The sequence below is a fragment of the Streptomyces sp. NPDC055506 genome (assembly GCF_053643595.1).
The window spans coordinates 1-25,883 of record NZ_JBSHKH010000072.1 but is presented as its reverse complement, the minus strand read 5'-3'; the positions used below and the strand labels follow the sequence as shown (position 1 = coordinate 25,883).

The 25,883-nt window shown below is 71.6% G+C and carries 26 protein-coding genes; 18 read left to right on the top strand and 8 right to left on the bottom strand.

Annotated features, from left to right (window positions below; genetic code table 11):
* The 3 genes from ACWIF2_RS25240 to ACWIF2_RS25230 form a co-directional block, all read right to left on the bottom strand.
* Positions 1-223 (bottom strand): small secreted hydrophilic protein (locus tag ACWIF2_RS25240; protein WP_454362915.1); only part of this gene is annotated, 223 nt, incomplete at its 3' end.
* An 87-nt stretch (positions 224-310) separates the two neighbouring features.
* A complete protein-coding gene (locus tag ACWIF2_RS25235; RefSeq protein ID WP_030848030.1) occupies positions 311-592 on the bottom strand; it encodes an Lrp/AsnC family transcriptional regulator in 282 nt (93 codons plus the stop codon).
* Positions 589-1,341, bottom strand: coding sequence for a rhomboid family intramembrane serine protease (locus ACWIF2_RS25230; protein ID WP_454362914.1), 753 nt, complete (start codon positions 1,339-1,341; stop codon positions 589-591). The genes ACWIF2_RS25235 and ACWIF2_RS25230 overlap by 4 nt, the downstream gene beginning before the upstream one ends.
* 159 nt (positions 1,342-1,500) lie before the next feature.
* Here ACWIF2_RS25230 and ACWIF2_RS25225 point away from each other — a divergent pair, with 159 nt between their 5' ends.
* From ACWIF2_RS25225 to ACWIF2_RS25205, 5 genes are all read left to right on the top strand, one after another.
* A complete protein-coding gene (locus tag ACWIF2_RS25225; RefSeq protein WP_031106126.1) occupies positions 1,501-1,740 on the top strand; it encodes a hypothetical protein in 240 nt (79 codons plus the stop codon).
* Between the two features lie 39 nt (positions 1,741-1,779).
* Positions 1,780-3,129, top strand: coding sequence for an NYN domain-containing protein (locus tag ACWIF2_RS25220; protein ID WP_454362913.1), 1,350 nt, complete (start codon positions 1,780-1,782; stop codon positions 3,127-3,129).
* 247 nt (positions 3,130-3,376) lie between these two features.
* Positions 3,377-4,417 (top strand): NlpC/P60 family protein, encoded by a 1,041-nt coding sequence (locus tag ACWIF2_RS25215; RefSeq protein WP_454362912.1) that lies wholly within the window; start codon positions 3,377-3,379, stop codon positions 4,415-4,417.
* Positions 4,418-4,620: 203 nt separating this feature from the next.
* Positions 4,621-5,634 carry an NlpC/P60 family protein gene (locus tag ACWIF2_RS25210; RefSeq protein ID WP_454362911.1) on the top strand — a complete coding sequence of 338 codons (1,014 nt, stop codon included), beginning with the start codon at positions 4,621-4,623 and terminating at the stop codon, positions 5,632-5,634.
* A gap of 33 nt (positions 5,635-5,667) precedes the next feature.
* On the top strand, positions 5,668-6,852 hold the full coding sequence (locus ACWIF2_RS25205) for a hypothetical protein (RefSeq protein ID WP_454362910.1): 1,185 nt from the start codon (positions 5,668-5,670) through the stop codon (positions 6,850-6,852).
* 175 nt (positions 6,853-7,027) lie between these two features.
* Here ACWIF2_RS25205 and ACWIF2_RS25200 read toward each other — a convergent pair whose 3' ends face one another.
* Complete coding sequence (locus ACWIF2_RS25200; RefSeq protein WP_454362909.1) at positions 7,028-7,558, bottom strand: PadR family transcriptional regulator; 531 nt, start codon at positions 7,556-7,558, stop codon at positions 7,028-7,030.
* A gap of 112 nt (positions 7,559-7,670) precedes the next feature.
* Here ACWIF2_RS25200 and ACWIF2_RS25195 point away from each other — a divergent pair, with 112 nt between their 5' ends.
* Entirely contained in the window at positions 7,671-8,996 is a 1,326-nt protein-coding gene (locus tag ACWIF2_RS25195) for an MATE family efflux transporter (RefSeq protein WP_454362908.1), read from the top strand.
* Here the strand turns inward: ACWIF2_RS25195 and ACWIF2_RS25190 are convergent.
* Positions 8,954-10,192 (bottom strand): glycosyltransferase 87 family protein, encoded by a 1,239-nt coding sequence (locus tag ACWIF2_RS25190; RefSeq protein WP_454362907.1) that lies wholly within the window; start codon positions 10,190-10,192, stop codon positions 8,954-8,956. The two genes, ACWIF2_RS25195 and ACWIF2_RS25190, sit on opposite strands and share 43 nt — an antisense overlap.
* A gap of 118 nt (positions 10,193-10,310) precedes the next feature.
* Here ACWIF2_RS25190 and ACWIF2_RS25185 point away from each other — a divergent pair, with 118 nt between their 5' ends.
* The gene (locus tag ACWIF2_RS25185) at positions 10,311-11,453 is read left to right on the top strand and encodes a glycosyltransferase family 4 protein (protein ID WP_454362906.1); all 1,143 of its coding nucleotides are present in this window, start codon (positions 10,311-10,313) and stop codon (positions 11,451-11,453) included.
* A 51-nt stretch (positions 11,454-11,504) separates the two neighbouring features.
* Positions 11,505-13,142: a GMC oxidoreductase gene (locus ACWIF2_RS25180; protein WP_454362905.1), complete on the top strand. Its 1,638-nt coding sequence runs from the start codon at positions 11,505-11,507 to the stop codon at positions 13,140-13,142.
* A gap of 13 nt (positions 13,143-13,155) precedes the next feature.
* Here ACWIF2_RS25180 and ACWIF2_RS25175 read toward each other — a convergent pair whose 3' ends face one another.
* Positions 13,156-14,952: an AMP-dependent synthetase/ligase gene (locus ACWIF2_RS25175; protein WP_454362904.1), complete on the bottom strand. Its 1,797-nt coding sequence runs from the start codon at positions 14,950-14,952 to the stop codon at positions 13,156-13,158.
* A gap of 339 nt (positions 14,953-15,291) precedes the next feature.
* On the opposite strand from ACWIF2_RS25175, the gene ACWIF2_RS25170 reads away from it, so the two are divergent.
* From ACWIF2_RS25170 to ACWIF2_RS25145, 6 genes are all read left to right on the top strand, one after another.
* Positions 15,292-16,047, top strand: a complete 756-nt coding sequence (locus ACWIF2_RS25170; protein ID WP_454362925.1) for a metallophosphoesterase family protein — start codon at positions 15,292-15,294, stop codon at positions 16,045-16,047.
* A gap of 111 nt (positions 16,048-16,158) precedes the next feature.
* Entirely contained in the window at positions 16,159-16,596 is a 438-nt protein-coding gene (locus ACWIF2_RS25165) for an SRPBCC family protein (protein ID WP_454362903.1), read from the top strand.
* 60 nt (positions 16,597-16,656) lie between these two features.
* Positions 16,657-17,826, top strand: coding sequence for an ArsA family ATPase (locus ACWIF2_RS25160; protein ID WP_454362902.1), 1,170 nt, complete (start codon positions 16,657-16,659; stop codon positions 17,824-17,826).
* Positions 17,827-17,883: 57 nt separating this feature from the next.
* Positions 17,884-18,384: a DUF5304 domain-containing protein gene (locus ACWIF2_RS25155; RefSeq protein ID WP_399020743.1), complete on the top strand. Its 501-nt coding sequence runs from the start codon at positions 17,884-17,886 to the stop codon at positions 18,382-18,384.
* Between the two features lie 71 nt (positions 18,385-18,455).
* Positions 18,456-19,409 carry an ROK family glucokinase gene (locus ACWIF2_RS25150; protein WP_215121994.1) on the top strand — a complete coding sequence of 318 codons (954 nt, stop codon included), beginning with the start codon at positions 18,456-18,458 and terminating at the stop codon, positions 19,407-19,409.
* A gap of 112 nt (positions 19,410-19,521) precedes the next feature.
* Complete coding sequence (locus tag ACWIF2_RS25145) at positions 19,522-20,268, top strand: endonuclease/exonuclease/phosphatase family protein (RefSeq protein WP_454362901.1); 747 nt, start codon at positions 19,522-19,524, stop codon at positions 20,266-20,268.
* Here ACWIF2_RS25145 and ACWIF2_RS25140 read toward each other — a convergent pair.
* A complete protein-coding gene (locus ACWIF2_RS25140; RefSeq protein WP_454362900.1) occupies positions 20,265-20,927 on the bottom strand; it encodes a hypothetical protein in 663 nt (220 codons plus the stop codon). The genes ACWIF2_RS25145 and ACWIF2_RS25140 overlap by 4 nt on opposite strands.
* Entirely contained in the window at positions 20,920-21,717 is a 798-nt protein-coding gene (locus tag ACWIF2_RS25135; RefSeq protein ID WP_454362899.1) for an alpha/beta hydrolase, read from the bottom strand. Before ACWIF2_RS25135 ends, ACWIF2_RS25140 begins: the two co-directional genes overlap by 8 nt.
* Before the next feature lie 202 nt (positions 21,718-21,919).
* On the opposite strand from ACWIF2_RS25135, the gene ACWIF2_RS25130 reads away from it, so the two are divergent.
* Genes ACWIF2_RS25130 through ACWIF2_RS25115 form a run of 4 tightly spaced genes read left to right on the top strand, consistent with a single transcriptional unit; the run spans position 21,920 to position 25,764 of the window.
* A complete protein-coding gene (locus tag ACWIF2_RS25130; RefSeq protein WP_454362898.1) occupies positions 21,920-22,741 on the top strand; it encodes a lysophospholipid acyltransferase family protein in 822 nt (273 codons plus the stop codon).
* Positions 22,742-22,769: 28 nt separating this feature from the next.
* The gene (gene macS, locus ACWIF2_RS25125; protein WP_454362897.1) at positions 22,770-23,996 is read left to right on the top strand and encodes a MacS family sensor histidine kinase; all 1,227 of its coding nucleotides are present in this window, start codon (positions 22,770-22,772) and stop codon (positions 23,994-23,996) included.
* Positions 23,993-24,682 (top strand): response regulator, encoded by a 690-nt coding sequence (locus ACWIF2_RS25120; protein WP_454362896.1) that lies wholly within the window; start codon positions 23,993-23,995, stop codon positions 24,680-24,682. Before macS ends, ACWIF2_RS25120 begins: the two co-directional genes overlap by 4 nt.
* Before the next feature lie 53 nt (positions 24,683-24,735).
* Entirely contained in the window at positions 24,736-25,764 is a 1,029-nt protein-coding gene (locus ACWIF2_RS25115) for a 6-phosphofructokinase (protein ID WP_454362895.1), read from the top strand.
* Positions 25,765-25,883 lie beyond the last annotated feature (119 nt).

The window sequence follows — 25,883 nt, the reverse complement described above, 5'->3', positions numbered from 1 at the left end:
GGGGGGGCGCGGCGCGGGGGGGCCCCGCCGCGACCTGGGGCCGGGGCGGGGGCCGGTGGCGGCGGGGGGTGGGGGGGGGGGCCGTGCCGCTGTCCAGCTCCACCTGCTGGGACGGGACCTTCGGCGACTGAGGGCTGTCCGTGAGGGCGTAGCTGGTCGCCGCGATGCCCAGGGGGATCAGCACGACCGCGGAGAGGGCGGCCATACGACGGGAGAATGCCATGCGCCCGATCCTGCGGACGGAACCCGCGGCGGATGATGAACCCCGGATGAAGAACTCTTCATCCGGAGCCGGTCAGGCCTGCGAGCCCTAGTTGTCCAGCCCGATGGAGAACGCCGCCTCCAGGTCGTGCTGCGAGTACGTACGGAACGCCACGTGCGTGTCCGTGCCCTCGACGCCGGGGATCTTGCTGATCCGGCCGGGGATGACCTCGGCGAGGTCCTCGTGCTCCTTCACCCGGACCATCGCGATGAGGTCGTAGGTGCCGGTGACCGAGAAGACCTCGCTGACGCTGTCCAGCGCCGCGATCGACTCCGCGATCTCGGGGATCCGGTCCACGCTGGTCTTGATCAGGACGATCGCGGTGATCACGGCTGGTTCTCTCCCTCGGGGGCCGGAGCAGGGGCGGCCTTCACTCTAGTAGGGCCGGTGGGACGGCCGTAGCGGACCGAGGCGTAGCAGAAGCCCAGGCCGAATCCGACCAGGTGGGCGAGGTAGGCCACCCCGGGCCCGTCCGAGGCCCGCCCCGCCGCCAGCCACTGCAGCCCCGCCCAGAACGGCAGCACGACCCAGGCCGGGAAGCGCACCGGCAGGAAGAAGAGGAACGGCAGGAGACTGGTCACCCGGGCACGGGGGAACAGGTACAGGAACGCGCCGAGGACCGCCGAGATCGCCCCGGAGGCACCGACCAGGGACTGCTCGGAATCCGTGTTGGCGACGGCGTACCCGAGCAGGGCCAGGTAGCCGCAGCCGACGTAGAACAGGGTGAACTGCACCCGTCCCATCCGTTCCTCGGTCATCGCCCCGAAGACGTAGAGGAAGAGCATGTTGCCGAGCAGGTGCACCCAGGTGCCGTGGACGAAGAGCGCCGTCACCGGGGTGAGGGCCGACCCGGGGGATCCCTCGAACAGTTCTGCGGGGATCACGCCCCAGTGCCGGAAGTAGGCCCGCTGCGCGGCGAGCAGATCGTCGCCGGAGCCGTACGCCGGGCCGATGCCCGAGGCGGGCCCGGCCAGGAAGACCGTGCAGCACAGGGCGATCAGTGAGTACGTCACCGGCGCCGACGACCCCCTGATCGACCGGCTCGCCCGGGTGATCGACGCACTCCACTTGCTGATCATGGCTACAGAGCATGACGTAACCGGACGCAACCGCCCAGACCGCCTCGCCGCCGTGGACACGCAGGCGGCGAAGACCCGGCAGGCCGTAGGGTTACGAGCCACACGCACCGGGGAAGCCGGTGGCGTCGCGGACACTAGAAGGAAAGAGAACAGGCCACGATGACGGTTCCCCTGCCGACCGCCGAGACGCGGTGGCGCTGCACCCTCTGCGGCAACCTCACGCGCTTCGACGTGACCCGCTCGTCGAAGGTCGTCGAGTACGTCCACCTGGACCTGGCCGGAGAGCCCAAGGTCGAGGAGCGCGACGTGCTCAGTGAGACCATCGAGTCGGTGCGCTGCCGCTGGTGCAACGCGGTGGACCAGGTGGAACTCGTGGACAGGCCGGGCGCCGGCTCCTGAGGGGAGCAGGGCCCCCGCACAGGCATTGGGGTGTGACGGATGGTGGAGACCACAGGCGGGGGGCCGGGCGACGGCGCCGCCGAGGTGCTCGACCGTCCGCTGCCCGACGGTGTGCGCCGCAAGGTCGTGCAGATCGTCTCCGACGGCTTCGGCTCGCTGACGGTCGGCGAGCTGCCCGCACAGCTCAGGCAGTACGCCCGGTTCGCCCCGAACCGCAGAGCCAAGTTCGCCGGCAACGCCATGGCCTCCGCGCTGGAGACCGACCCGCTGTTCCGGCAGCGCATCGGGGAGAAGCTCAGAGAGGCCCAGCCGGAACTCGCCGGCGCCCTCGACTCAGGCTCCCCGCCCCCGGCCGCGGACCCGCTGGACGTGGCGGCCGCGGCCTACGTACTGCGGCCGACCGACTGGGTGAAGCTGGTGACCGCCGCCGGCGAGGAGGCCCAGCGGGCCGATGCCGAGCGGGCCGACGAGGAGAGCCGGGCCGAGCTGGAGCGGCTGCGCGCCGAGCTGGCCCGGGCCCGTGACCACACCAGGGCCGAGACCGAGCGGCTGCGCACGGAGCTGGAATCCGCCAAGCGGGAATCCGAGTCGCTGCATCGCAAGCTCCGCGCCGCCCTCAGCGACGTCAAGCGCGGCGAGGCCGCCCTGCGCAAGGCGCACGGCGAGTTGGAGGCCGTCCGCGCCGAGGGACACGCCCAGGTGTCCGCCGCCGAGAGCGAGACCCGGCGGCTCAAGGCCAGGCTGGGGGAGACCGAGGCGGCCCTGGAGGCCACGCGCCGGGCGGCCCGGGAAGGTCGCAGCGTCGAGGACATGCGGGTCCGGCTGCTGCTGGACACCCTGCTGGACGCCACCCAGGGGCTCAGGCGCGAACTGGCCCTGCCGCCGGTGTCGGTACGGCCCGCCGAGACCGTGGACGCCGTCGAGCCGGGCCGGATGACCCCGAAGGACATCGCCGCCCGCGCGCTCTCCGAGAACGACCCACAGGTCCTCGACCAGCTGCTGGCGCTGCCGCAGGCCCATCTGGTCGTCGACGGCTACAACGTCACCAAGACCGGCTATCCGCAGATGCCGCTGGAGAAGCAGCGCCTCAGGCTGCTGGGGCAGCTCTCGCAACTGGCGGCGCAGAGCGGCGCCGAGGTGACCTGCGTCTTCGACGGCGCCGAACTGGCAGCGCCGGTCCTGCTGGCGCCGCCGCGCGGGGTACGGGTGCTCTTCTCGAAGCCGGGCGTCACCGCCGACGAGCTCATCCGTCAACTCGTGCGCGCCGAACCACCCGGAAGGCCGGTCATCGTGGCGTCCACCGACCGGGAGGTCGCAGACGGGGTGGCCCGCGCCGGCGCCCGCCCGGTGGCCTCGGCGATGCTCCTCAAGCGTCTTTCGCGGTCCTAGGCGCCCTACGGGCGATGCGTAACGTCCGGGCGTGATGCCCGAATTGATGAGACCTGTGGGCCACGTTAAGTCAAGTGAGTCTCACCGCCTGTGAGTCCAGGGGAAAAGTTGGCTCACTGTGACGCATTTTTTCATCTGAGGATTTGAACTGATCACAGGAAGGTCACTAGGGTCAGGCTCCGAAACCTCCGCTCGGGTGATCACTCATCGGGAGAGACGGCGGAGGGGGCAGAAGGAGCTTTCACCCGTGGCGTCCCACCGTCGTCCGAAGCAGCCGAGCCGCGCACGTGTGACCGTGCTGACCACCGCCGCCGCCGCTGCCGTCGCCTTCAGCGCGCAGGCCGCCAACGCGGCCCCCAGCGAGAAGCCGAGCAAGGACGAGGTCAAGGCGAAGGTCGACAAGCTCTACGAAGAGGCGGAGCAGGCCACCGAGAAGTACAACGGGGCCAAGGAGAAGCAGGAGAAGCTCCAGAAGGAGATCTCCACCATCCAGGACAACGTCGCCCGCGGCCAGGAGGAGCTCAACGAGCTGCGCGACAGCCTGGGCATCGCGGCCGCTTCGCAGTACCGCACCGGCTCCATCGACCCCTCGGTCCAGCTCTTCCTCTCCTCGGACCCGGACGACTACCTCGACAAGGCCTCCACGCTCGACCAGTTGAGCAGCCAGCAGGTCGAGGCGCTGAAGAAGGTCCAGGAGAAGCAGCGCGAACTCGCCCAGGAGCGCGCCGAGGCCTCCGAGAAGCTCAAGGACCTCGCCTCCACCCGCACCGAACTCGGCAAGAAGAAGAAGGAAGTCCAGGGCAAGCTCGGCTCCGCGCAGAAGCTGCTCAACAGCCTCACCGCCGCCGAGAAGCAGGCGCTCGCCGCCGAGCAGGACCGCGCCAGCCGGGACAGCCAGCGCGACGCCCTCACCGGCAACGTCCCGCAGGGCTCCGGCCGGGCCGCCGCCGCCTTCGCCTTCGCCCAGAGCCAGCTCGGCAAGCCCTACGTCTACGGCGCCACGGGCACGAGCTCCTACGACTGCTCCGGCCTCACCTCCCGGGCCTACGCCGCGGCCGGCATGCAGATCCCGCGTACCTCCGAGGCGCAGTCCCAGATCGGCACCAGGATCTCCTCGGTCAGCCAGCTCAAGGTCGGCGACCTGGTCTTCTTCTTCAACGACCTGCACCACGTCGGCCTCTACGCCGGCAACGGCCAGATCATCCACGCCCCGCGCACCGGCACGGTCGTCCGCTACGAGTCGATGGACACCATCGGCGGCCCGTTCATGTTCGGCGTCCGCGTCTGACGAACGGCACCCCCGCCGAGGACACCGTGTCCGCCGTTCGGGGGAATCACCACAGTCTCGAGTAAGCCCACGCCCCGCCGGTGACCTGCGTCAGCGGCGGGGCGTCGTGCCGCGCCCCCACGGATGGTCGTTGGCTGCTCCCGGTCGCGGGGCTACTGTCTGCCGCGTTTCCACGTCCGTCAGCGGAAGGAGAGCGGCTTCCCGTGGGGTCCCATCGCCGACTTGCACCGTCCGGGTTCGACCGGGGCGCCGGTGCCGCGGTCGGTTTCCTGTCCGTCGCGGCCACCGCCCTGTGCGCGGTACCGGCCGCGTCCGCACCGCACGACGACACCCGGGCCGAGGTGGACCGCCTCTACGAGGAGGCCGAGAAGGCCACCGAGGCCTACAACAAGGCCGACGAGCGCGCCGACGAGCTGCGCGAGGAGGCCGGTACCGCCCGGGACCGGATCGCAAGGCAGCAGCAGCGCATCAACTCCATGCGGGAGTCCCTCGGTTCGCTCGCCGGTGCCCAGTACCGCTCGGGCGGCCTCGACCCGTCCCTCGCCCTGCTGTTCGCCGACGACCCGGAGGAGTACCTCGACAGGGCCGCCCGGCTGGACCGCGTCACCGCCCATCAGGCCGGTGAGCTGAAGGACCTCCAGGACGCCATGCGCGAACTCGCCCAGGACCGCCAGGAGGCCGCCGGGAAGCTCCGCGAACTGGAGAAGAGCCGCAGGACGGTCGCCGTCCACAAGAAGTCCGTCGAGAAGAAGCTCGCCGCGGCCCGGCGGCTGCTCAACTCCCTGCCGGAGTCCGAGCGCGCCGCCTACGACCGGGCCTCCCGCTCCGGCCGCGGCGGCCTGCCCTACCTCGGGAACGCCACCGCGGCCTCGGGACGCGGGGCCGCCGCCGTCGCCGCCGCCCGCAGCGTGGTCGGCAGGCCCTACGTCTGGGGCGCCAACGGCCCCTCCGGCTTCGACTGTTCGGGTCTGACGCAGTGGTCGTACGCGCAGGCCGGGGTGTCCCTGCCGCGCACCTCGCAGGCCCAGCGGTACGCCGGCCGGCAGGTCCCGCTGTCCGAGGCGCGCCCCGGTGACCTGGTCGTCTACCGGGACGACGCCAGCCATGTCGGGATGTACATGGGCAACGGCCAGGTCATCCACGCGCCCTACCCCGGCGCACCCGTGCGCTACGACCCGGTCGGGATGATGCCCGTCTCCTCGGTCACCAGGGTCTGACCCGCGCGGCCCGGCGCCCTTACGATCGGGAACGTGGCTGGTCGAAGGTCGGGGTCCGCGGTGGTGGCGCTCGTCGTGCTGCTCGTCGCCCTGGTCGGGTGCGGCGGCCGGTCCGCCGCCGACAGCGCCACGGCCGACGTCCAGCGGCTCCTGGACCGGCGTGCCGCCGCGTTCCTCGACCGCGACGAGCGGGCCTACGAGCGGACGGGCACGGGGGTGGATTTCGCCCGGCTGCGCGCGATGCCCCTGGCCGCCTGGTCGTACCGGGTCACCGAGATGCGCCGCACCGGCGACAGCGCCACCGCCGACGCCGAACTCCGCTACCGCGTCGCCGGGTACGACCGGGCGCCGGTGACCGCGGGCCGCACCCTGCGGCTGAGCCGGGACGCGGACGGGCGGTGGTCCGTCGAAGCCGACCGGCCCGCCAGGAAGTCCGCCCAGCAACTGTGGGACCAGGGCGCGGTACAGGCCGTCCGGGGCGCCCGCAGCCTCGTCCTCGGCGTCGGGCAGTCCGGCCGGTCGCTGCGCGACTTCGCGGAACTGGCAGACCGGGCGGTGCCCGCCGTGTCCGAGGCGTGGGGCACCGAATGGTCCCGGCGCGTCGTCGTGCTCGTGCCGAAGTCCCTGGAGGGCATGGCGGGGCTGCTCGGCTCGCCCGCCTCCTCCTACCGCGGGATCGCGGCGGTCACGACCGGCGAGACAGGCGCTCCGGCCCGGGCGCCGGCGGACCGGATCATCGTCAATCCGGACGCCTTCGCGCTCCTCGGCGGCCTCGGCGAGCAGGTCGTCGTCACCCACGAGACCACCCATGTCGCCACCCGCGCCCACACCAGCGCCGCCACCCCCCTCTGGCTGTCCGAGGGCTACGCCGACTGGGTCGGCTACCGCGCCACCGGCCGCATCCCCTCCGAGGCCGCGCCCGAGCTGTCCCGGGCGGTGAGCCGGGGGGAGGTCCCGGACGCGCTGCCGGAGGACGAGGACTTCGGCTTCACCGGTGACGCGAGCCGCCTGGCCCGGGCCTACGAGAGCGGCTGGACGGCGTGCCGGCTGATCGCCGACCGCTGGGGCGAGTCCCGGCTGGGCGAGTTCTACCGGGCCGTCGGGGACCACCGGAAGCGGGCCGGGGCGGTGGCGGAGGCGATGCGCGAGGTGCTCGGGACGACGCCGGAGGCGTTCACGAAGGAGTGGCAGGAGTATCTGCGAGCTCAGCTGAGCTGACCGGGCCTTGGTCGGTCGAGGCGGGATCATGGCCCGAGTCGGCCGATCGGGCTGTGGCCCGGCCGAGCTGTCCGCAGGGCGGGCTGGGGCTGCGAACGGGCGGTGGCCGGGGCGTGCGGGCGGGCGGGTGGCCCGGCGAGTGGATGCCACTGCGCCCACGCCCACCCGTACGCGCTCAGCTCGGCTGATCGAGCAGTGCGACGATCTCCCGCAGCCAGGCCCGCTCCGCCTCGCCCGTCGCTCGCGCGACCCGGAGCATGCCCTGGCGGAACAGGTCGTCCGCCTCCTCGGCGCGGACCGGCTTGCCTGACGCGTAGAAGAAGCTCGTCGGGGTCTCCAGGAAGTCCAGCCGGCGGCGCAGCACCGCGGCCTGCTCGTGCCGGTCGGGCAGGTGGCGCAGGAACGCAAGGACCGTGTTGAAGCGGACGTGGTCGGTGATCTCGGTCTGCTTCGGCCGGCGCAGCCGCTCCAGCAGTTCCTCGCGGCCCCGGTCGGTGAGGGCGAGGATCCGGCGCGGGGCCGCGCTCGCGCCCGGCTCGGTGTGCTGGTCGAGCAGGCCCGCCCCGACCAGGCGCGTGATCGCCGGGTAGAGCGCGCCGTCGCTCACCGGCCGGACATGGCCGGTCAGCGCCTTGATGCGCTCCTTGAGCTCATAGCCGTGCAGGGGCTCCTCGGCCAGGAAGCCCAGGATCGACAGCTCCAGCATGGTCCTCCTTGCGGGTGATGTCCCACGCATGCTACCTCTTAACGAGTTACCTCGAATCGAGCTAGCTCGTATCGAGGGCCATGAGGACTCGGGGACCAGGGGGACAGCCACCGTGAACGCCCATCGCAAGCACCTCCTCCTGCTCGCCGGACCCGTCTACCTCTCACTGCTCGCCTCCGTCGCCGCGGGGATCATCAACACCGTCTGGGTCGCGCGGCTGGGCGGCCCGGCCGTGGCCGCCGTGGCCGTGGCGACCAACACCGAGAACGTGCTGCTCGGCATCGCCCTGGTCTTCGGCTCCGGTACGACCGTGCTGGTCGCCCACGCCCGGGGCGCCCGCGACCCCGAGGCCGTCAGGGCGGCCGTGCGCGGCGGATGGGCGCTGTGGGCGCTCGTGACGCCACTGGTCGTGGCGGGCGGTCTGCTGGGCCGCGAACCGCTGGCCCGGCTGGTGCTGGGCGGGGCCGACAGCGCCGCCCTCCCGCTCGCCGTCGCCTACTTCACGCTCTCCCTGCCCGGCATGGCCGTCTTCTTCGCCCAGCAACTCGTCGACGGCATCCTCAAAGGCACCGGCGACACGAGAACCCCGCTGCGGCTCGCCCTGCTCTCCAACGGCCTGATCCTGGCCCTCGACCCACTCTTCATCCACCTCTACGGAGTCCAGGGCGCCGCCGCCTCCACGGTGCTGTCCCGGTCCGTGGCGCTCGCGGCGGGACTCGTCGCGGTGCGGCGCAACGCGCTGTTGCGGAAGGCACGCGAGGCGGAGGCGGGCGAGTCCCTGGGCGTCTCCCTGCGCCGGACGCTGACGACCGGTCTGCCCATGTCCGCCGACTTCACCGTGCGGCAGACGGGCGCCCTGGTCCTGGTCGCGATCGTGGCGCGGCTCGGGGTGACGGCGGTGGCCGGGTACGCGATCGCCTACAAGGTCATGTACGTGGCGACCATGGCCTTCTACGCCGTCCGCCAGGCCGCCGCCATCCACACCGCGCACACGCGGGGCGCCGGAGAGGACGAGCGGCGGGCGATCGGGCGGCAGGCCGTGCTCCTCTCCGGGGCCCTCGGTCTCACGGCGGCGGTGCTGTCGGCCGTCACCGCCCCGTGGCTCATGGCCGTCTTCGGCGCCGGGCCCGGGGTCGCGCACGAGGGCGTGCTGTTCCTGCGCTGCGTCGGGCCCTACCTGTTGCTGATGGCCTGTCTCATCGCGCTCGGCGGGGTCTTCGAGGGCAGCGGGGGTGCCTCGGTGCTGCTGCGGGTGACCGTGCTCGGGACGGCGGTCCAGCTGGCCCTCGCGTACAGCCTGACGGGGCTCGGGCTGCCGGGGGTGTGTCTCGCGCTGGCGCTCGCGACGGCGGTGCAGTGCGGGCTGGCGGGGGTGCTGTTCCGGCGGGACCCGGCTCAGGAGGAGACGGGAGTCTCCCCGGCACGGGCGGCCGGCTGAGACGGCAGGGGGGCGGGAACCGTGCGCGGCACCGTCGCCTTCCACAGGGCGCGGGCCGCGAGGAGGGTGGCGACGACCAGGAGGCCGTTGCGCAGGAACAGCAGGGTGAGGCCCAGGCCGTCGCTGGCCACCACGTTGGCGAAGTAGAGCGGGAACTCCAGCACCGTCACGAAGCACGCCACCAGGACGAGGCCGACCGGCAGCCGCATCCGGCTCCCGGGGAAGCAGAGGCACACCGCGGCCAGCCCGACCAGCCACACCATGTACTGCGGGCTGATCACCCGGCTGGTGGTGGTGAACATCAGCACCGCCACGAAGGCCGCGTCGGCGAGCGTGTGCTCCTCGAAGCGCCGCGCCAGCAGCCGCCACAGCACCAGCCAGCCGAAGGCCGCACCCGTCAGGAACAGCGCGCCCGTGCTCACCTCGCTCACATACGGCCCGAGGAACTCGATCGAGCCGTAGTTCAGCCGCACCTCGCCCTGCCAGCCGAAGTGCCGGGCGACATGGAAGACGAGCGCGCCGAGCGACTCCACCTCGGTGCCCCGGTCGCGCTGGAAGGTCAGGAAGGCGAAACCGCCGGGCATGACCAGGGCGAAGACACCCGTCACCGCGATGCCGGTGACCAGGGCCGACACCCAGGCGCTCCGCCGTCGGGCGGCCAGCAGAAGCATCGCCGGCCAGACCTTCAGCAGCGCGCCGAACGCCGCCAGCGCCCCCATCGCCTTCGGGTGCCGGGCCCCGGCGAGCAGCGCGGCCACCGCCACGGCCGTGACCATCACGTCGTAGCGCGCGTACACCGTCGGACCCAGCAGCGGCACGCCCGCGACCCAGACCCAGGCGCCGCGCAGGGTCCGGCCGGGCCGCCGTCCGGCGTACGCCAGCAGGGCCAGGACGGCCAGGTCGGTGACACAGACCAGGACGAAGAACGCGGTCGCGTAGTGCAGGAAGGGCAGCAGCGCGGGGGAGAGGATCGCCAGGGCGGCGGCGGGCGGGTACTGCCAGGTGACGTCGTTCTGAGGGAACGTTCCGGTGCGCAGGATCTCGTACCAGCCCTGGTAGATCACATGCACGTCGCTCGTCACGTCCGGGCCAGGGAAGACGTACACCTTCATCACGAACAGCAGCAGCGCCAGCCTCGTGAGACACCAGATCACCGGCAGCCATGCCAGGGACCGCCTCGTGCCCGTCGTCTTCACCTGATCCCTGCCCGTCCGCGCGCTCCGTCGATGCGGTCATGATGTCCCGCAGAGCTGTGAGCGTGCCACAAGAGCCGCGCGCACGGCTGTGAGGGGCGGGTTCGGTAGGGTCGGCGGCGTGCGCAAGACCCTGATCGTGACCAACGACTTCCCGCCCCGGCCCGGCGGCATCCAGGCGTTTCTGCACAACATGGCGCTGCGGCTGGACCCGCAGCGGCTGGTCGTCTACGCGTCGACGTGGAAGCGGAGCCGGGAGGGCGTCGAGGCGACCGCCGCCTTCGACGCCGAACAGCCCTTCACCGTCGTACGGGACCGTACGACCATGCTGCTGCCGACTCCCGCCGTCACCCGGCGCGCCGTAGGGCTGCTGCGGGAGCACGACTGCGCGTCGGTGTGGTTCGGGGCGGCGGCGCCGCTCGGCCTGATGGCACCGGCGCTGCGCGAGGCGGGCGCCGAGCGGCTGGTGGCCACCACGCACGGGCACGAGGCCGGCTGGGCCCAGCTGCCGGCGGCCCGGCAGCTGCTGCGCCGGATCGGGGACTCCACGGACACGATCACCTACCTGGGCGAGTACACGCGCTCGCGGATCGCCGGCGCGCTGAGCCCGCAGGCGGCCGCCCGGATGGCGCAGCTGCCGCCCGGGGTCGACGAGAAGACCTTCCACCCGGACTCGGGCGGCGACGAGATCCGGGCGCGGCTCGGGCTGACGGACCGGCCGGTGATCGTCTGCGTGTCCCGGCTGGTGCGGCGCAAGGGGCAGGACACGCTGATCCAAGCCATGCCCCGGATCCTCGCCGCCGAGCCGGACGCCGTACTGCTGATCGTCGGGGGCGGACCGTACGAGGGCGACCTGCGCAAGCTGGCCCAGGAGACCGGCGTAGCCGCCTCCGTCCGCTTCACCGGCGCCGTCCCCTGGTCCGAGCTGCCCGCCCACTACGGCGCCGGGGACGTCTTCGCGATGCCGTGCCGGACCCGGCGCGGCGGCCTCGACGTCGAGGGCCTCGGCATCGTCTACCTGGAGGCCTCGGCGACCGGCCTGCCCGTCGTCGCAGGCGACTCCGGCGGCGCGCCGGACGCGGTCCTCGACGGCGAGACGGGCTGGGTCGTCCGTGGCGGCTCGGCGGAGCAGACCGCCGAGCGGGTCGTCACGCTCCTCGGCGACGCAGAGCTGCGCCGGAGGATGGGGGAGCGGGGCAGGGCGTGGGTCGAGGAGAAGTGGCGTTGGGACCTGCTGGCGGAGAAGCTCAAAGCTTTGCTCTGAGCGGGCTCCCGGACCCTAGGCGGAACGTAAAAATCCGCACATGCTGCGCACATGGCAGCAAAACTGATACAGCATCAGCTGACGAGACGTCAAATCTTGGGCATGGTGGCCCTCCAGACGGCCGCCGCGTCCGGTCTCACCCGCATCGGTCTTTCGTCGGCGTCGGCCGCCGAGCCCGACGCAGTCGACAACGCCCCGGCGATCGTGATCGGTTCCGGCTACGGCGGTGCCGTGGCCGCCCTCCGCCTAGGTCAGGCCGGCATCCGCACCCTCGTCCTGGAAATGGGCGGGCTCTGGAACACCCCCGGCTCCGACGGCAAGATCTTCTGCTCCACCCGCAGCCCGGACCGGCGCTCCATGTGGTTCCGCACCCGCACGGAGGCGCCGCTGGCCACGTTCCTCTGGCTGGACCTGGTCAACAGGGACATCAGCGCCTACCCGGGCGTCCTTGACCGCGTGCACTACGACCACATGTCCGTGTACGTCGGCCGGGGCGTCGGCGGCGGTTCCCTGGTCAACGGCGGCATGGCGGTGACCCCGCTCCGGTCCTACTTCGCCGAGCAGTTCCCGACCGTGGACACCGCGGAGATGTACGACACGTACTTCCCGCGCGCCCGCTCCATGCTCGGCGTCAACACCATCGACCCGGCCTGGTTCGAGTCCACCGAGTGGTACCGCTTCACCCGGATCTCCCGCAAACACGCGGACAACGCCGGGCTGAAGACCACCTTCGTGCCCAACGTCTACGACTTCGGCCACATGGAGCGCGAGGCGGCCGGCACGGCGACCAAGTCCGCGCTCGGGGGCGAGGTCATCTACGGCAACAACCACGGCAAGCGCAGCCTCGACAAGACCTACCTCGCCTCCGCGCTCGGCACCGGGAACGTCACCATCCACACCATGGAGCGGGTGACGTCGATCAGCAGGGCCGCCGACGGGACGTACGTCCTGAGCGCCGACCGGATCGACGACACCGGCACCGTCGTCGAGACCAAGGAGTACGCCTGCACGTACCTCTTCCTCGGCGGCGGCAGCCTCGGCACGACGGAACTCCTCGTCCGCGCCCGGGAGTCGGGCACCCTGCCCGCCCTGGACGCGAGCGTCGGCACCGGCTGGGGCACCAACGGCAACGTGATGCTCGGCCGGGCCAACCACCTGTGGGACACGGTGGGAGCGAACCAGTCGACCATGCCGGTCATGGGCATCGACGACTGGGCCAACACCGCCAACCCCGTCTTCGCCGAGATCGCGCCCCTGCCCATGGGGCTCGAGCACTGGGTCAGCCTCTACCTGGCGATCACCAAGAACCCGGAGCGGGCGTCCTTCACGTACGACTCGGCGAGCGGCGCCGTACGGCTCGGGTGGAGCGCTGCGCACAGTGCCGTGTCGGTGGGCATGGCGAAGAAACTGTTCGACCGGATCAACAGGGCGAACGCCACGATCTACCGCTACGACCTGTTCGGCTCGGGCAACAAGGTCTTCGCCGACGACTTCACGTACCACCCGCTGGGCGGCTGCGTACTGGGCCGGGCGACGGACGACTACGGGCGGGTGAAGGGGTATTCGCGCCTGTACGTCACCGACGGCTCACTCGTGCCCGGCTCGATCGGCGTCAACCCCTTCGTGACCATCACGGCCCTCGCCGAACGCACGATGGCGCGGGTCCTCGTGGAGGACACCGCGCCATGACGCCGCACGCGCACTACTTGGCGTAGATCGCCTCGACCTCGTGCGCGTAGTCCTTCGCCACCACGTTCCGCTTCAGCTTCAGTGAGGGGGTCAGGTGGCCCGACTCCTCCGTGAACTGGGAGGACAGAATGCGGAACTTCCGCACCGATTCCGCCTTCGACACCGCGGCGTTGCCGTCGTCGATCGCCGCCTGGATCGCGGCCAGCAGGTCCAGGTCCTCGCACAGCGACGCCGCGGTGGAACCCGCCGGCTTGCCGTGGTCCGCGCACCAGCGGCCCAGGAACTCCTCGTCGATGGTGACCAGCGCGCCCACGAACGGCCGCCCGTCGCCCACCACCATGCACTCCGCGACCAGGGCGTGCGCCCGGATGCGGTCCTCGATCACGGCCGGGGCGACGTTCTTGCCGCCCGCGGTGACGATGATCTCCTTCTTGCGGCCGGTGATCCTGAGGTAGCCGTCCTCGTCGAGGGTGCCGATGTCACCGGTGTGGAACCAGCCGTCGGCCAGCGCCTCCCCGGTCGCGCCCGGGTTGTTCCAGTACTCCTTGAACAGGTGCTCGCCGTGCAGCAGCACCTCGCCGTCGTCGGCGATCCGGACCACCGAGCCGGGCAGCGGCTGACCGACCGTGCCGATCTTCTGCCGGTCCCAGGGGTTGAACGCGGTGGCCGCGCAGGACTCGGTCAGGCCGTAGCCCTCCAGGACCGTGAAGCCGATGCCGCGGAAGAAGTGGCCCAGGCGCTCGCCCAGTGGGGCCCCGCCGGAGATGGCGTACTCGCCCCGGCCGCCGAGGACCGCGCGGAGCTTGCTGTAGACGAGCTTGTCGAACGTCTTGTGCTTGATCTTCAGACCGAAGGACGGGCCCGAGGGGGTGTCCAGCGCCTTGCTGTACGCGATCGCGGTGTCGGCGGCCTTGTCGAAGATCTTGCCCTTGCCGTCGGCCTGCGCCTTGGCGCGCGCCGAGTTGTAGACCTTCTCGAAGACGCGCGGCACCCCGAGGATCAGCGTCGGGCGGAACGAGGCCAGCTCGTCGGTGAGGTTCTTGATGTCCGGGACGCAGCCGAGCTTGATCGGCGCCATCATCGGCGCGATCTGCACCAGCCGCCCGAAGACGTGCGCGAGCGGCAGGAAGAGGAGCACCGAGCACTCGCCGGTGCGGAAGAGCGGACGCAGCCGCTCCACGATGTTGCCGCACTCGGCGAAGAAGCTGCGGTGGGTGAGCACACAGCCCTTGGGGCGGCCTGTGGTGCCCGAGGTGTAGACGATGGTCGCCGGGTCGTCGGCCTTGGCGAACGAGCCGCGCTCCTCGACCGTCTGGTCGGTGACGTCCTGCCCGAGCCGGCCCAGTTCCTCGAGACCGCCGCCCTCGATCTGCCACACGTGCTTCAGCGCCGGCAGCCGGTCGCGCACCGACTCGACGGCGGCCGTGTGCGCGTCCGACTCCACGATGCACGCGGTGGCGCCCGAGTCACCGAGGATCCACTGCACCTGCTCCGGCGAACTGGTCTCGTACACCGGCACGGTCACCGCGCCCGCACTCCAGATCGCGAAGTCCAGCAGCGTCCACTCGTAGCGCGTGCGGGACATCAGGCCGACCCGGTCGCCCGGCTGGACACCGGCGGCGATCAGCCCCTTCGCGGCCGTGTGCACCTCGGCGAGGAAGACGGTGGCCGTGACGTCCTGCCAGCTACCGCCGATCTTGCGGGCGATGACGGCGACGTCCGGGTGCTGCGCGGCGTTTCTGCGGACGATGTCGGTGAGATTTCCGTCCGCAGGGACCTCGTACAAAGCCGGAAGGCTGAACTCGCGCAAGACTGCTGCTCCTCATCGGGCGCCGGCGCCACGACGTTGTGTGCTGCGACGGTGCGGTCCAAGGCTCGGGCAGGTACTCAGGCATTCACTTGTTGAAATGCAGAGCACGACTGGACGGCCCGGACGTTACCCGCCGGTATGGCTTCTGCGACAGGGGGTCCTGTCGAGATGTTCGCTGCGTCACACACTTGGGTATTCCTTCGCGCACAGTAGTCCACGTACTAACTGACTGGCCAGTAACCGCAGGTAGGGCCGCCACTGTTCACAAGGACAGCGCTCGGCCTACCCTTGATCGCCATGGCACCCACACCAGCCGGAAACCGCAGGACACGCGTGCACGTGGTGAGCGATGTGCACGGCAACGCCCGTGACCTGGCCCGGGCCGGCGAGGGCGCCGACGCCCTGATCTGCCTGGGCGACCTCGTCCTCTTCCTCGACTACGCCGACCACTCGCGCGGCATCTTCCCCGACCTGTTCGGTGTCGAGAACGCCGACCGCATCGTGGCGCTGCGCACCGCCCGCCGCTTCGAGGAGGCGCGGGAACTCGGGGCCCGGCTGTGGGCCGGGGTCGGCGCCGACCGGGCCTCGGTGATCGAGAAGGCGGTGCGCAAGCAGTACGCCGAGATGTTCGCCGCGTTCCCCTCTCCTACGTACGCGACCTACGGCAACGTCGACATGCCGCCGCTGTGGCAGGAGTACGCCGGGCCCGGCACGACCGTCCTCGACGGCGAGCGCGTCGAGATCGGCGGCCGGGTCTTCGGCTTCGTGGGCGGCGGCCTGCGCACGCCGATGCGGACGCCGTACGAGATCAGTGACGAGGAGTACGCCGCGAAGATCGAGGCCGTGGGCGAGGTAGACGTGCTCTGCACGCACATCCCGCCCGAGGTTCCCGAGCTCGTCTACGACACCGTCGCCCGCCGCTTCGAGCGGGGCAGCCGCGCCCTGCTGGACGCCATTCACCGCACCCGGCCCCGATACGCCCTGTTCGGGCACGTGCACCAGCCGCTCACGCGACGGATGCGGATCGGGGCCACCGAGTGCGTGAACGTGGGGCACTTCGCGGCGACCGGGACGCCCTGGGCGCTGGAATGGTGAGGACGCCCCAGGTCGGGTGAGATCGGCGGGGCCCGTGCGCGGTAGCCTTCACGCTGCACACACGTGCGCACGACGACGTCTTACCGGCCCGTATCTGGAGGAGCCACGGCGATGGCGGAACACACCAGCTCGAGCATCACCATCGAGGCCGCCCCGGCCGACGTCATGGCGGTCATCTCCGACTTCGCCCGATACCCGGACTGGACCGGCGAGGTGAAGGAGGCGGAGGTCCTCAAGACCGACGAGCAGGGCCGCGCCGAGCAGGTCCGCCTCGTCATGGACGCGGGTGCGATCAAGGACGACCAGGTGCTCGGGTACACCTGGACCGGTGAGAACGAGGTGTCCTGGACGCTGGTGAAGTCCCAGATGCTGCGGTCTCTGGACGGCTCGTACATCCTCAAGCCCGCCGGGGCGGGGGGTACGGAGGTCACGTACATGCTGACCGTGGACGTCAAGATCCCGATGCTGGGGATGATCAAGCGGAAGGCCGAGAAGGTCATCATCGACCGGGCGTTGGCGGGGTTGAAGAAGCGCGTCGAGTCGGCCTGATCGCGGTAGTCAACACAGCCCCGCGCCCCTCAAGGGGCGTCTCGGTTACCGTTCCTTCCCATGCGCACCATCCTGATCATGGGCCCCGGCGGTAGCGGGCGTACCACGCTCGCCGCTGCCACCGCGGTCACCGCCGCCCGCGAGGGCACCCGCACCCTCGTCCTCAGTGCCGACCGCACCGACACCCTCGGTGCGGCGCTCGGGGTCGGCACGGGCCCGGCCCCGGTCGAGGCCGCACCGCGTCTCACCGCTTGGCGGCCCGACCCCGCTCAGGACTTCCGCAAGGACCTCACCGCCCTTCAGGACCGTGCCTCCTCCGCCCTGGACCTCCTCGGTGCCTCCCGGCTGGATCCCGAGGAACTCACGCCGCTGCCGGGTGCGGAGGAACTCGCCCTGCTGCGCGCCCTGCGCGATGCCGCGCTGTCGGAGTCGTACGACCTCCTGGTCGTCGACCTGCCACCGACGCCGCAGGCTCTCGCCCTCCTCGCCCTGCCGGAGGAACTGCGCCGTTATCTGCGCCGTCTGCTGCCGCCCGAGCGGCAGGCCGCCCGGGCCCTGCGGCCCGTCCTGGGACGGCTCGCCGGCGTTCCCATGCCCGCCGAGTGGCTGTACGAGACCGTCGGCCGCTGGGATCTGGAGCTGGCCGCCGTGGAGGCGATCGTCGCCGACCGTGACACCGTCGTACGGCTGGTCGCCGAGCCGGGCCCTGCCGGTGCAGACGCCGTCCGCACCGCCGGCCTCGGACTGGCCCTGCGCGGCCTGCGCACCGATGTCGTGGTCGCCAACCGCGTCCTGCCCGAGGCGTCCGCGGACACCTGGCTCGCCGGTCCCGTCGCCCAGCAGCGCAAGACGCTGGAGGAGTGGCGGGAGGCGCACGAGCTGCGCACCGTCGCCCACCTCGGACGCGACCCGCGAGGCGCCGACGACCTCACCGCCCTCGCGGTGCCCGGCGCCGAGCACACCGGCTCACCGGTCGAATGGCCCGTGACCGACCGGCTCGGCGTGGACGGTGTGCTCGTCTGGCACATCCCGCTGCCCGGCGCCATACGCGAGGAACTCGACCTCGTCCGGCGGGGCGACGAACTGGTGGTCACCGCGGGGCGGTTCCGCCGTATCGTCCCGCTGCCCTCCGCGCTGCGCCGCTGCACCGTCGACGGGGCCGCCCTGCGCGAGGGCGAGCTGCGCATCCGCTTCGCACCCGACCCGAAACTGTGGCCGCAGGCCCGGTGAGCGCGCTGCGCCCGTTCGGGTAACGTCGTAGGGACGAACCGTAGTCAGGAGTCCGTCATGAGCGAAGAGCTCCCCCCGTCCGACGCCGCCCGCGAAGAGGCCGTGGACGAGGTACGGGCGACCGACGCCGACGCCTGGGCGACCGCGTGCGCCGAGGACCTCGAGGCGGAGAAGGCCCGCCGCCGTGCTCAGTACGGCCCGCCCCCGGGTTCCGCTGCCGAGGAACTGAAGAAGCTCGTCGACGCCGTCGCGGACAAGCTGTCCGGCCTCGAGTCCCCGCTGTTCGGCGCGGTCGCCGGGCCCGCCGCCCAGCAGGTCGTCCGGCAGGTCGTCCAGCAGGCCAAGGACGCCGTGGAACCCGTCATCGAGCGCAATCCGGACGTCTTCGACCACCTCGCGGCGGCGGGGAACGAACTGCTCGCCGCCTACCGCTCCGCCGTCCAGGCCCAGGAGCGGCGCTGGACCGGCCGGGACGACGACACCGACCCCCGTGACCTGGACGAACGCCGAGACCGGGGCGACGACGACGGCCCCGGGGAACGCATCGACCTGGACTGAGCCCCCGGCCGAGCCCCCGGCCTCTCGGGTACCGTTGGCCGTAGCGGGGCTCGACCGAAACTGAGGGATTCATGGGACTCACCATCGGCGTCGACATCGGCGGCACGAAGATCGCGGCCGGCGTGGTCGATGAGGAAGGCAACATCCTCTCGACCCACAAGGTGCCGACCCCGGGCACGGCCGAGGGCATCGTGGACGCCATCGCCTCGGCGGTGGAAGGCGCCCGAGTCGGGCACGACATCGTCGGCGTGGGCATCGGCGCCGCCGGCTATGTGAACCGGCAGCGCTCCGAGGTCTACTTCGCGCCCAACATCCACTGGCGCAACGAGCCGCTCAAGGAGAAGGTCGAGGCCCGCGTGGGCCTTCCGGTGGTCGTCGAGAACGACGCCAACGCCGCGGCGTGGGGCGAGTACAAGTTCGGCGGGGGCAAGGGCCACCGCAACGTCATCTGCATCACCCTGGGCACCGGCCTCGGCGGCGGCATCATCATCGGCAACAAGCTGCGCCGCGGTCACTTCGGCGTGGCCGCCGAGTTCGGCCACATCCGCATGGTGCCGGACGGCCTGCTGTGCGGCTGCGGCTCGCAGGGCTGCTGGGAGCAGTACGCCTCCGGGCGCGCGCTCGTCCGGTACGCCAAGCAGCGCGCCAACGCCACCCCGGAGAACGCCGAGATCCTGCTCGGCCTCGGCAACGGCACGCCCGAGGGCATCGAGGGCAAGCACATCTCCATGGCCGCCCGCCAGGGCGACCGTGTGGCCGTCGACTCCTACCGCGAACTGGCCCGCTGGGTCGGCGCGGGCCTCGCCGACCTGGCCTCCCTCTTCGACCCCTCCGCGTTCATCGTGGGCGGCGGCCTCTCCGACGAGGGCGAACTGGTCCTCGGCCCGATCCGCAAGTCCTACAAGCGCTGGCTGGTCGGCGGCAACTGGCGCCCGGTGGCGGAGGTAAGAGCGGCGGAACTGGGCAACAAGGCGGGCCTGGTGGGAGCGGCGGACCTGGCAAGGGAACCCGACCCGATCATGTGATCGCCTTCAGGGTTTGTGCCCCAAGGGGCGCGGGGAACTGCGCGATCAGCCACATACGACCGGCACTCGCGCACATCCCCGCGCCCCGCCCCATTGGGCGTAAATTGCTCACATGCCCCTGCTCCCCAACTCGCGTACAGAACCCGACGGTTCCGCAGTCATCAGGGTCCTCAGCTACAACATCCGCTCGATGCGCGACGACACAGCCGCCCTGGCCCGCGTCATCAGGGCATGCGAGCCCGACCTGGTCCTCGTCCAGGAAGCCCCCCGCTTCTTCCGCTGGCGCAAGAAACTCGCCCGCCTGGCCCGCGCGGCCGACCTGGTGATCGTCACCGGCGGCGCCACCACCACCGGACCGGCGATCCTCAGTTCGCTCCGGGCGGGGGTGGAACGCACCGAGGACATCCTCCTGCCCCCCACCCCCGGCCTGCACCGCCGCGGCTTCGCCACCGCCGTCGTCCGGTTCGCCGGCACCCGGCTGGGCGTCCTGAGCTGCCATCTGTCGCTGCAGAAGGACGAGCGCTACGAGCAGGGCGGCATGCTCCTCGACCGGCTCGCCGGGATGGGCGTGGAGCACGCGATCGTCGGCGGTGACCTGAACGAGCGCCCGGACGGCCGCACCTTCCGCCGGCTGACCGACGGTCTCACCGACTGCTGGGCCGCCGCGCCCTGGGGCGGCGAGCACACCTGGACCCCCGCCGACCCCTACCAGCGCATCGACGCGATCTTCGCGACCAAGGGCATCGAGGTGCTGGGCTGCGGCGTCCCGGCCGATCACCCGGGGGTGACCGGGGCAGACCTGAGGGCGGCCACGGACCACCTCCCGGTCCTGGCCGCCCTCAAGGTGCCGGCCGGTTAGACGACCGCGCCGCGCCCCGGATCCTCGTCGTCCTCGTCGTCCGTCCGCATCCGCATGACCAGCGTCGCGAACCCGCCGAGGAAACCGCCGATCCCCGCCGTGGCCAGCCACCAGGTCATCTCCCAGCCGAGCACCACGGCCAGCAGAAGCAGCACCGGCCCGCCGAGCACGCCCAGCCAGGCGAACTTCGCGGTGGTGTCGGCCTCGGGCAGCGGGGGCGGCTCCGGCGGCACGAAGTGGCCTTCGTCGTCCTCGTCGAAGTCGTCCTCGGCGGGCTCGGGCGCGGAGTAGTCACGCGGGCCGACGCCGGGCGCGAAGGAGACGGAGCCGCCCAGCGGCGTGGCCGGGGTGGCCGGCTTGACCGGCTTGTCCCCTGGACCCTTTGCCTCAGGGCGCTCGGGACCCTTTGCCTCAGGTCCCTCGGGCTCGGCGGGCTTCGCCGCCTCCCCGGGCGCCCCGGCCGTGTCCACCAGGTCGTCGTTGGTCGGAGTCTCCAGCAGCGCCAGGTCCTCGATCGACTTGAAGGGCTTGGCGCCCGGCGGGTCCGGCGGCTCCTCGCCGTACGCGGCGACGATCGCGGCCCAGGCGGCCTCCTCGTCGAACGGGACGCCCTGCTCGTCCGGCTCGCGGTCCTCGCGGTCCGAGTCGTGCTCAGCCACCTGCGGTCGTCCCTTCCTTGCCGAGACCGGGCTCCTTGCCGAGGCCGGACGCGAGCCGGCCGATGAACTCGACGCTCTCCTCGAAGATCCGGTCCGCGTCATGGTCCAACGTGGCGACGTGGTAGCTCTGTTCCAGGATGACCTCTTTCACATCCGTCGAGGAGATGCGGCTGAGGATGCGGGCGGAGTCGGCGGGCGGCACCACATGGTCCTGCGGGCTGCGCAGCAGCAGCACCGGCTGCGTGACCTGCGGCAGCTCGCCGTCGGCGATCTTGAAGAACTGGCGCAGGGAGTGCGCGGCGTGCAGCGGGACCCGGTCGTAGCCGAGCTCCCGGCTGTCCGGCTTGGCGATGTCGCTGGCGATGCCCTTCGTCGCGGGGACGAGATGGCGGACCACCGGGAGCGCGTGCGCGGCCAGGCCGTGCACCTTGTTCGCGGGGTTGACGACCACTACGCCGCTGACGGCGTCGCCGTGCTTCGCGGCCAGCCGCAGGGCCAGGGCGCCGCCCATGGACAGACCGGCCACGAACACCTGCTCACGGCGCTCGCACAGGAGGCGCAGCTCGCGGTCCACCTCCGCGTACCAGTCCTGCCAGCCGGTGATCCGCAGGTCCTCCCAACGCGTGCCGTGCCCGGGCAGCAGCGGCAGGGAGACGGTCAGGCCGCGCTCGGCGAGATGCTCCGCCCAGGGGCGCAGCGACTGCGGTGATCCGGTGAAACCGTGGCAGAGGAGGACGGCGACCTCCCCGCCCTCGTGGCGAAACGGCTCGGCTCCGGAAAGGACCGGCACCTTCGGCCTCCTGGTCGTGAGAAGGGACTGACACGATCACGGAATGTCACGGAACGTCATGGAGGGGGTCGCACGTCGTTCGCGGGACCTTCACCGTACGCGACCGCACTGACACCGACCAGGGCCGTCGGCGCCTTTGACGGCGCTCCGGGTTAAGGTCTGACCGACACATACAGGAGGCACTCGGTTGTTGTACGGCGCGATGAAGGTCGCTGTTGGGGGACCGCTGAAGGTCGCCTTCAGGCCCTGGGTGGAAGGCCTGGAGAACGTTCCCGCAGAGGGCGCCGCGATCCTGGCGAGCAACCACCTGTCCTTCTCGGACTCGTTCTTCCTGCCCGCGGTACTGGACCGCAAGGTCACGTTCATCGCGAAGGCGGAGTACTTCACCACGCCCGGTGTGAAGGGCCGGATGACGGCCGCGTTCTTCAAGGGCGTCGGCCAGCTCCCCGTGGACCGCTCCGGCGCGCGCGGCGCGGGTGAGGCCGCCATCAAGAGCGGCATAGAGGTGCTGGAGCGCGGCGAGCTGTTCGGCATCTACCCGGAGGGGACGCGCTCGCCCGACGGCCGGCTCTACCGGGGCAAGCCGGGTGGCCTCGCGCGCGTGGCCCTCGCGACCGGCGCGCCCGTCCTGCCCGTCGCCATGATCGACACGGAGAAGATCCAGCCGCCCGGCAAGGTCATGCCGAAGCTGATGCGCCCGGGCATCCGGATCGGCAAGCCCCTGGACTTCAGCCGCTACCAGGGCATGGAGCACGACCGTTTCGTGCTGCGCGCGGTGACCGACGAGGTCATGTACGAGATCATGAAGCTCTCCGGCCAGGAGTACGTCGACATGTACGCGACGGCCATGAAGCGGCAGATCGCGGACGCGGCGAAGGCGGACAAGGAAGCCGAGAAGGCGGCGAAGGCCGCACTCGCGCGGGCTGAGAAGGAACAGGCCGCGAAGGAGAAGGCCGAGCGGGAACAGGCCGAGAAGGACCAGGCCGAGAAGGACCGGACGGAGCAGCGGCGGACCGAGCCCTAATCGGGGCTCGAGGCCGGGGGGCGGGGAGATGGCCAGGCGCGAGCGAGTCATGAGGATGTCGGTCGAGCAGCCGCTGTGGCGTGCCCTGACCGGCTACCGGGTGCTCACGATGCTGTACGCGGTGGGCCTGTTCGCCACCGCCTACGACGAGTTCGCCCGCCCCTGGGTCGCCGTCGCCTACTACGCCGTACTGGGCGTATGGACCCTGGCCACCCTGCCCCGGGTCGCGAACGCCGCCGGCTGCACCAAGCGGTTCCTCACCGCCGACCTCACCATCGCGATCGCCGGCATCCTGCTCACGCCCGTCGCCGACGCGCACGAGCGGGTCCAGGCCGGCGGCCCGACCCTGCCGTCGATCTGGACCGCCGGATCCGTCCTCGCCTTCGCCGTCAAGGGCGGCTGGCGCTGGGCGGCCCTCGCCTCCGGCCTCGTGGCCGTGGCCAACCTGGTCGAACGCGGCACCCCGGCCCGCGACACCGTCCACAACGTCATCCTCGTCTGCATCGCCTCCATCGCCATCGGCTACGTCGTCGAGGTCGCCCGCGCCTCCGAGCGCACCCTCGCCCGCGCCCTGGAGATCGAGGCCGCCACCAGGGAGCGGGAGCGGCTCGCCCGGGACATCCACGACAGCGTGCTCCAGGTGCTGGCGATGGTGCAGCGGCGCGGTGCGGTGATCGGCGGCGAGGCGGCCGAGCTGGGCCGGATGGCGGGCGAGCAGGAGGTCGCGCTGCGCACCCTGGTCTCCGGCGGTCTCGTGCCCGTCTCCCGGGTGTCGGAGGACGCCGCCGAGGGAGCGGTCGTCAGGTCCGTCGACGAGGAGCCGCGGGAGAGCGGCCCCGTCGACCTGCGTGCCCTGCTCGCGCCGTACGCCGGGGCCAAGGTCAGCCTCGCCGAGCCCGGCGCGCCCGTGCCGCTGACCCCGGTCGCCGCCCGCGAGGTGGCCGCGGCCGTCGGGGCCGCCCTGGACAATGTCCGCAGGCACGCCGGGGAGCAGGCGCGCGCCTGGATCCTGGTCGAGGACGAGCCGGACGAGGTGATCGTCACGGTCCGGGACGACGGCCCCGGCATCCCGGAAGGGCGGCTCGCCCAGGCCGAGGGCGAGGGACGCCTCGGTGTCGCCCTGTCGATCCGCGGCCGGCTGCGCGACCTCGGCGGCAGCGCGGAGCTGATCTCGGTGCCGGGCCAGGGCACGGAGGTCGAGCTGAAGGTACCGAAGGACGTGACGGAAGCGCGGGGGAAGGCGGAGCGGCGATGACGGAGAGCAGTGCGGACGGGCGGGACCCGATCAAGGTCATGGTGGTCGACGACCACCCCATGTGGCGCGACGCCGTCGCCCGTGACCTGGCCGAGTCGGGCTTCGAGGTGGTCGCCACCGCGGGCGACGGCGACCAGGCCGTGCGCCGCGCCAAGGCCGCCGCACCCGACGTCCTCGTGCTGGACCTGAACCTGCCCGCCAAGCCCGGCGTCCAGGTCTGCAAGGAGGTCGTCGCCGCCAACCCCGCGCTGCGCGTCCTGGTGCTGTCCGCGAGCGGTGAGCACGCCGACGTCCTGGAGGCCGTGAAGTCCGGCGCGACCGGCTACCTGCTGAAGTCGGCCTCCACCGGGGAACTCCAGGACGCGGTGCGCCGCACGGCCGTCGGCGACCCGGTCTTCACCCCGGGCCTCGCCGGGCTGGTCCTCGGCGAGTACCGCCGCCTGGCCTCCGAACCGGCCCCCGCCCCCGACACCGACGAACCGAAGGCGCCCCGGCTCACGGACCGCGAGACCGAGGTGCTGCGCCTGGTCGCCAAGGGCCTGAGCTACAAGCAGATCGCCGAACGCCTGGTCATCTCCCACCGCACGGTGCAGAACCACGTCCAGAACACCCTCGGCAAGCTCCAGCTGCACAACCGGGTCGAGCTGGTCAGGTACGCGATAGAGCGCGGCCTCGACGACGAGTGAGGCGCACGCCACACTGACCCTTCGTCAGGCACCTGCGGCGAAGGGACTGTTCCATGCGCGTCGGAGTACTGACCGGAGGCGGCGACTGCCCCGGCCTCAACGCCGTCATCCGGGCCATCGTCCGCAAGGGCGTGCAGGAGTACGGCTATGACTTCACCGGCTTCCGGGACGGCTGGCGAGGACCCCTGGACGGCGACACCGTCCGGCTCGACATCCCGGCCGTGCGCGGCATCCTGCCCCGCGGCGGCACCATCCTCGGCTCCTCGCGGACCAACCCGCTGAAGGAGGAGCACGGCATCCGCCGTATCAAGGAGAACCTCGCCGAGCTGGAGGTCGAGGCGCTCATCGCCATCGGCGGCGAGGACACCCTGGGCGTGGCCGCCCGGTTGTCCGACGACCACGGCGTGCCCTGCGTCGGCGTCCCGAAGACCATCGACAACGACCTGTCCGCCACCGACTACACCTTCGGTTTCGACACCGCGGTCGGCATCGCGACCGAGGCGATCGACCGGCTGCACACCACCGCCGAGTCCCATATGCGGGTCCTGGTCGTCGAGGTGATGGGCCGGCACGCCGGCTGGATCGCCCTCCACTCCGGCCTGGCCGGCGGCGCGAACGTCATCCTCATCCCCGAGCAGCGCTTCGACGTCGAGCAGGTCTGCGCCTGGGTGACGTCCCGCTTCAAGGCGTCGTACGCGCCGATCGTGGTCATCGCCGAAGGGGCGATGCCGAAGGACGGCGACATGGTCCTCAAGGACCAGTCGCTGGACTCCTTCGGGCACGTCCGGCTCTCCGGCGTCGGCGAGTGGCTGGCCAAGCAGATCGAGAAGCGCACGGGCAAGGAGGCCCGCACCACCGTCCTGGGCCACGTCCAGCGCGGCGGCACCCCCAGCGCCTTCGACCGCTGGCTCGCCACCCGCTTCGGCCTGCACGCCATCGACTGTGTCCGCGACGGGGACTTCGGCACGATGGTCGCCCTGCGCGGCACGGACATCGTCCGGGTCCCGATCGCCGACGCGACGGCCCGTCTGAAGACGGTGGACCCCACGCTGTACGAGGAGGTCGGCGTCTTCTTCGGCTGACCGGGACCAGGACGTCCGGGGGCACCGGCCCCCGGACGGCTAGACGGTCGCGGTGTATTATAAAAAAAAGAAGCAGCCCACGAAAGTATCAAGTTTTATATAGGTGGTGGGCGGATAAA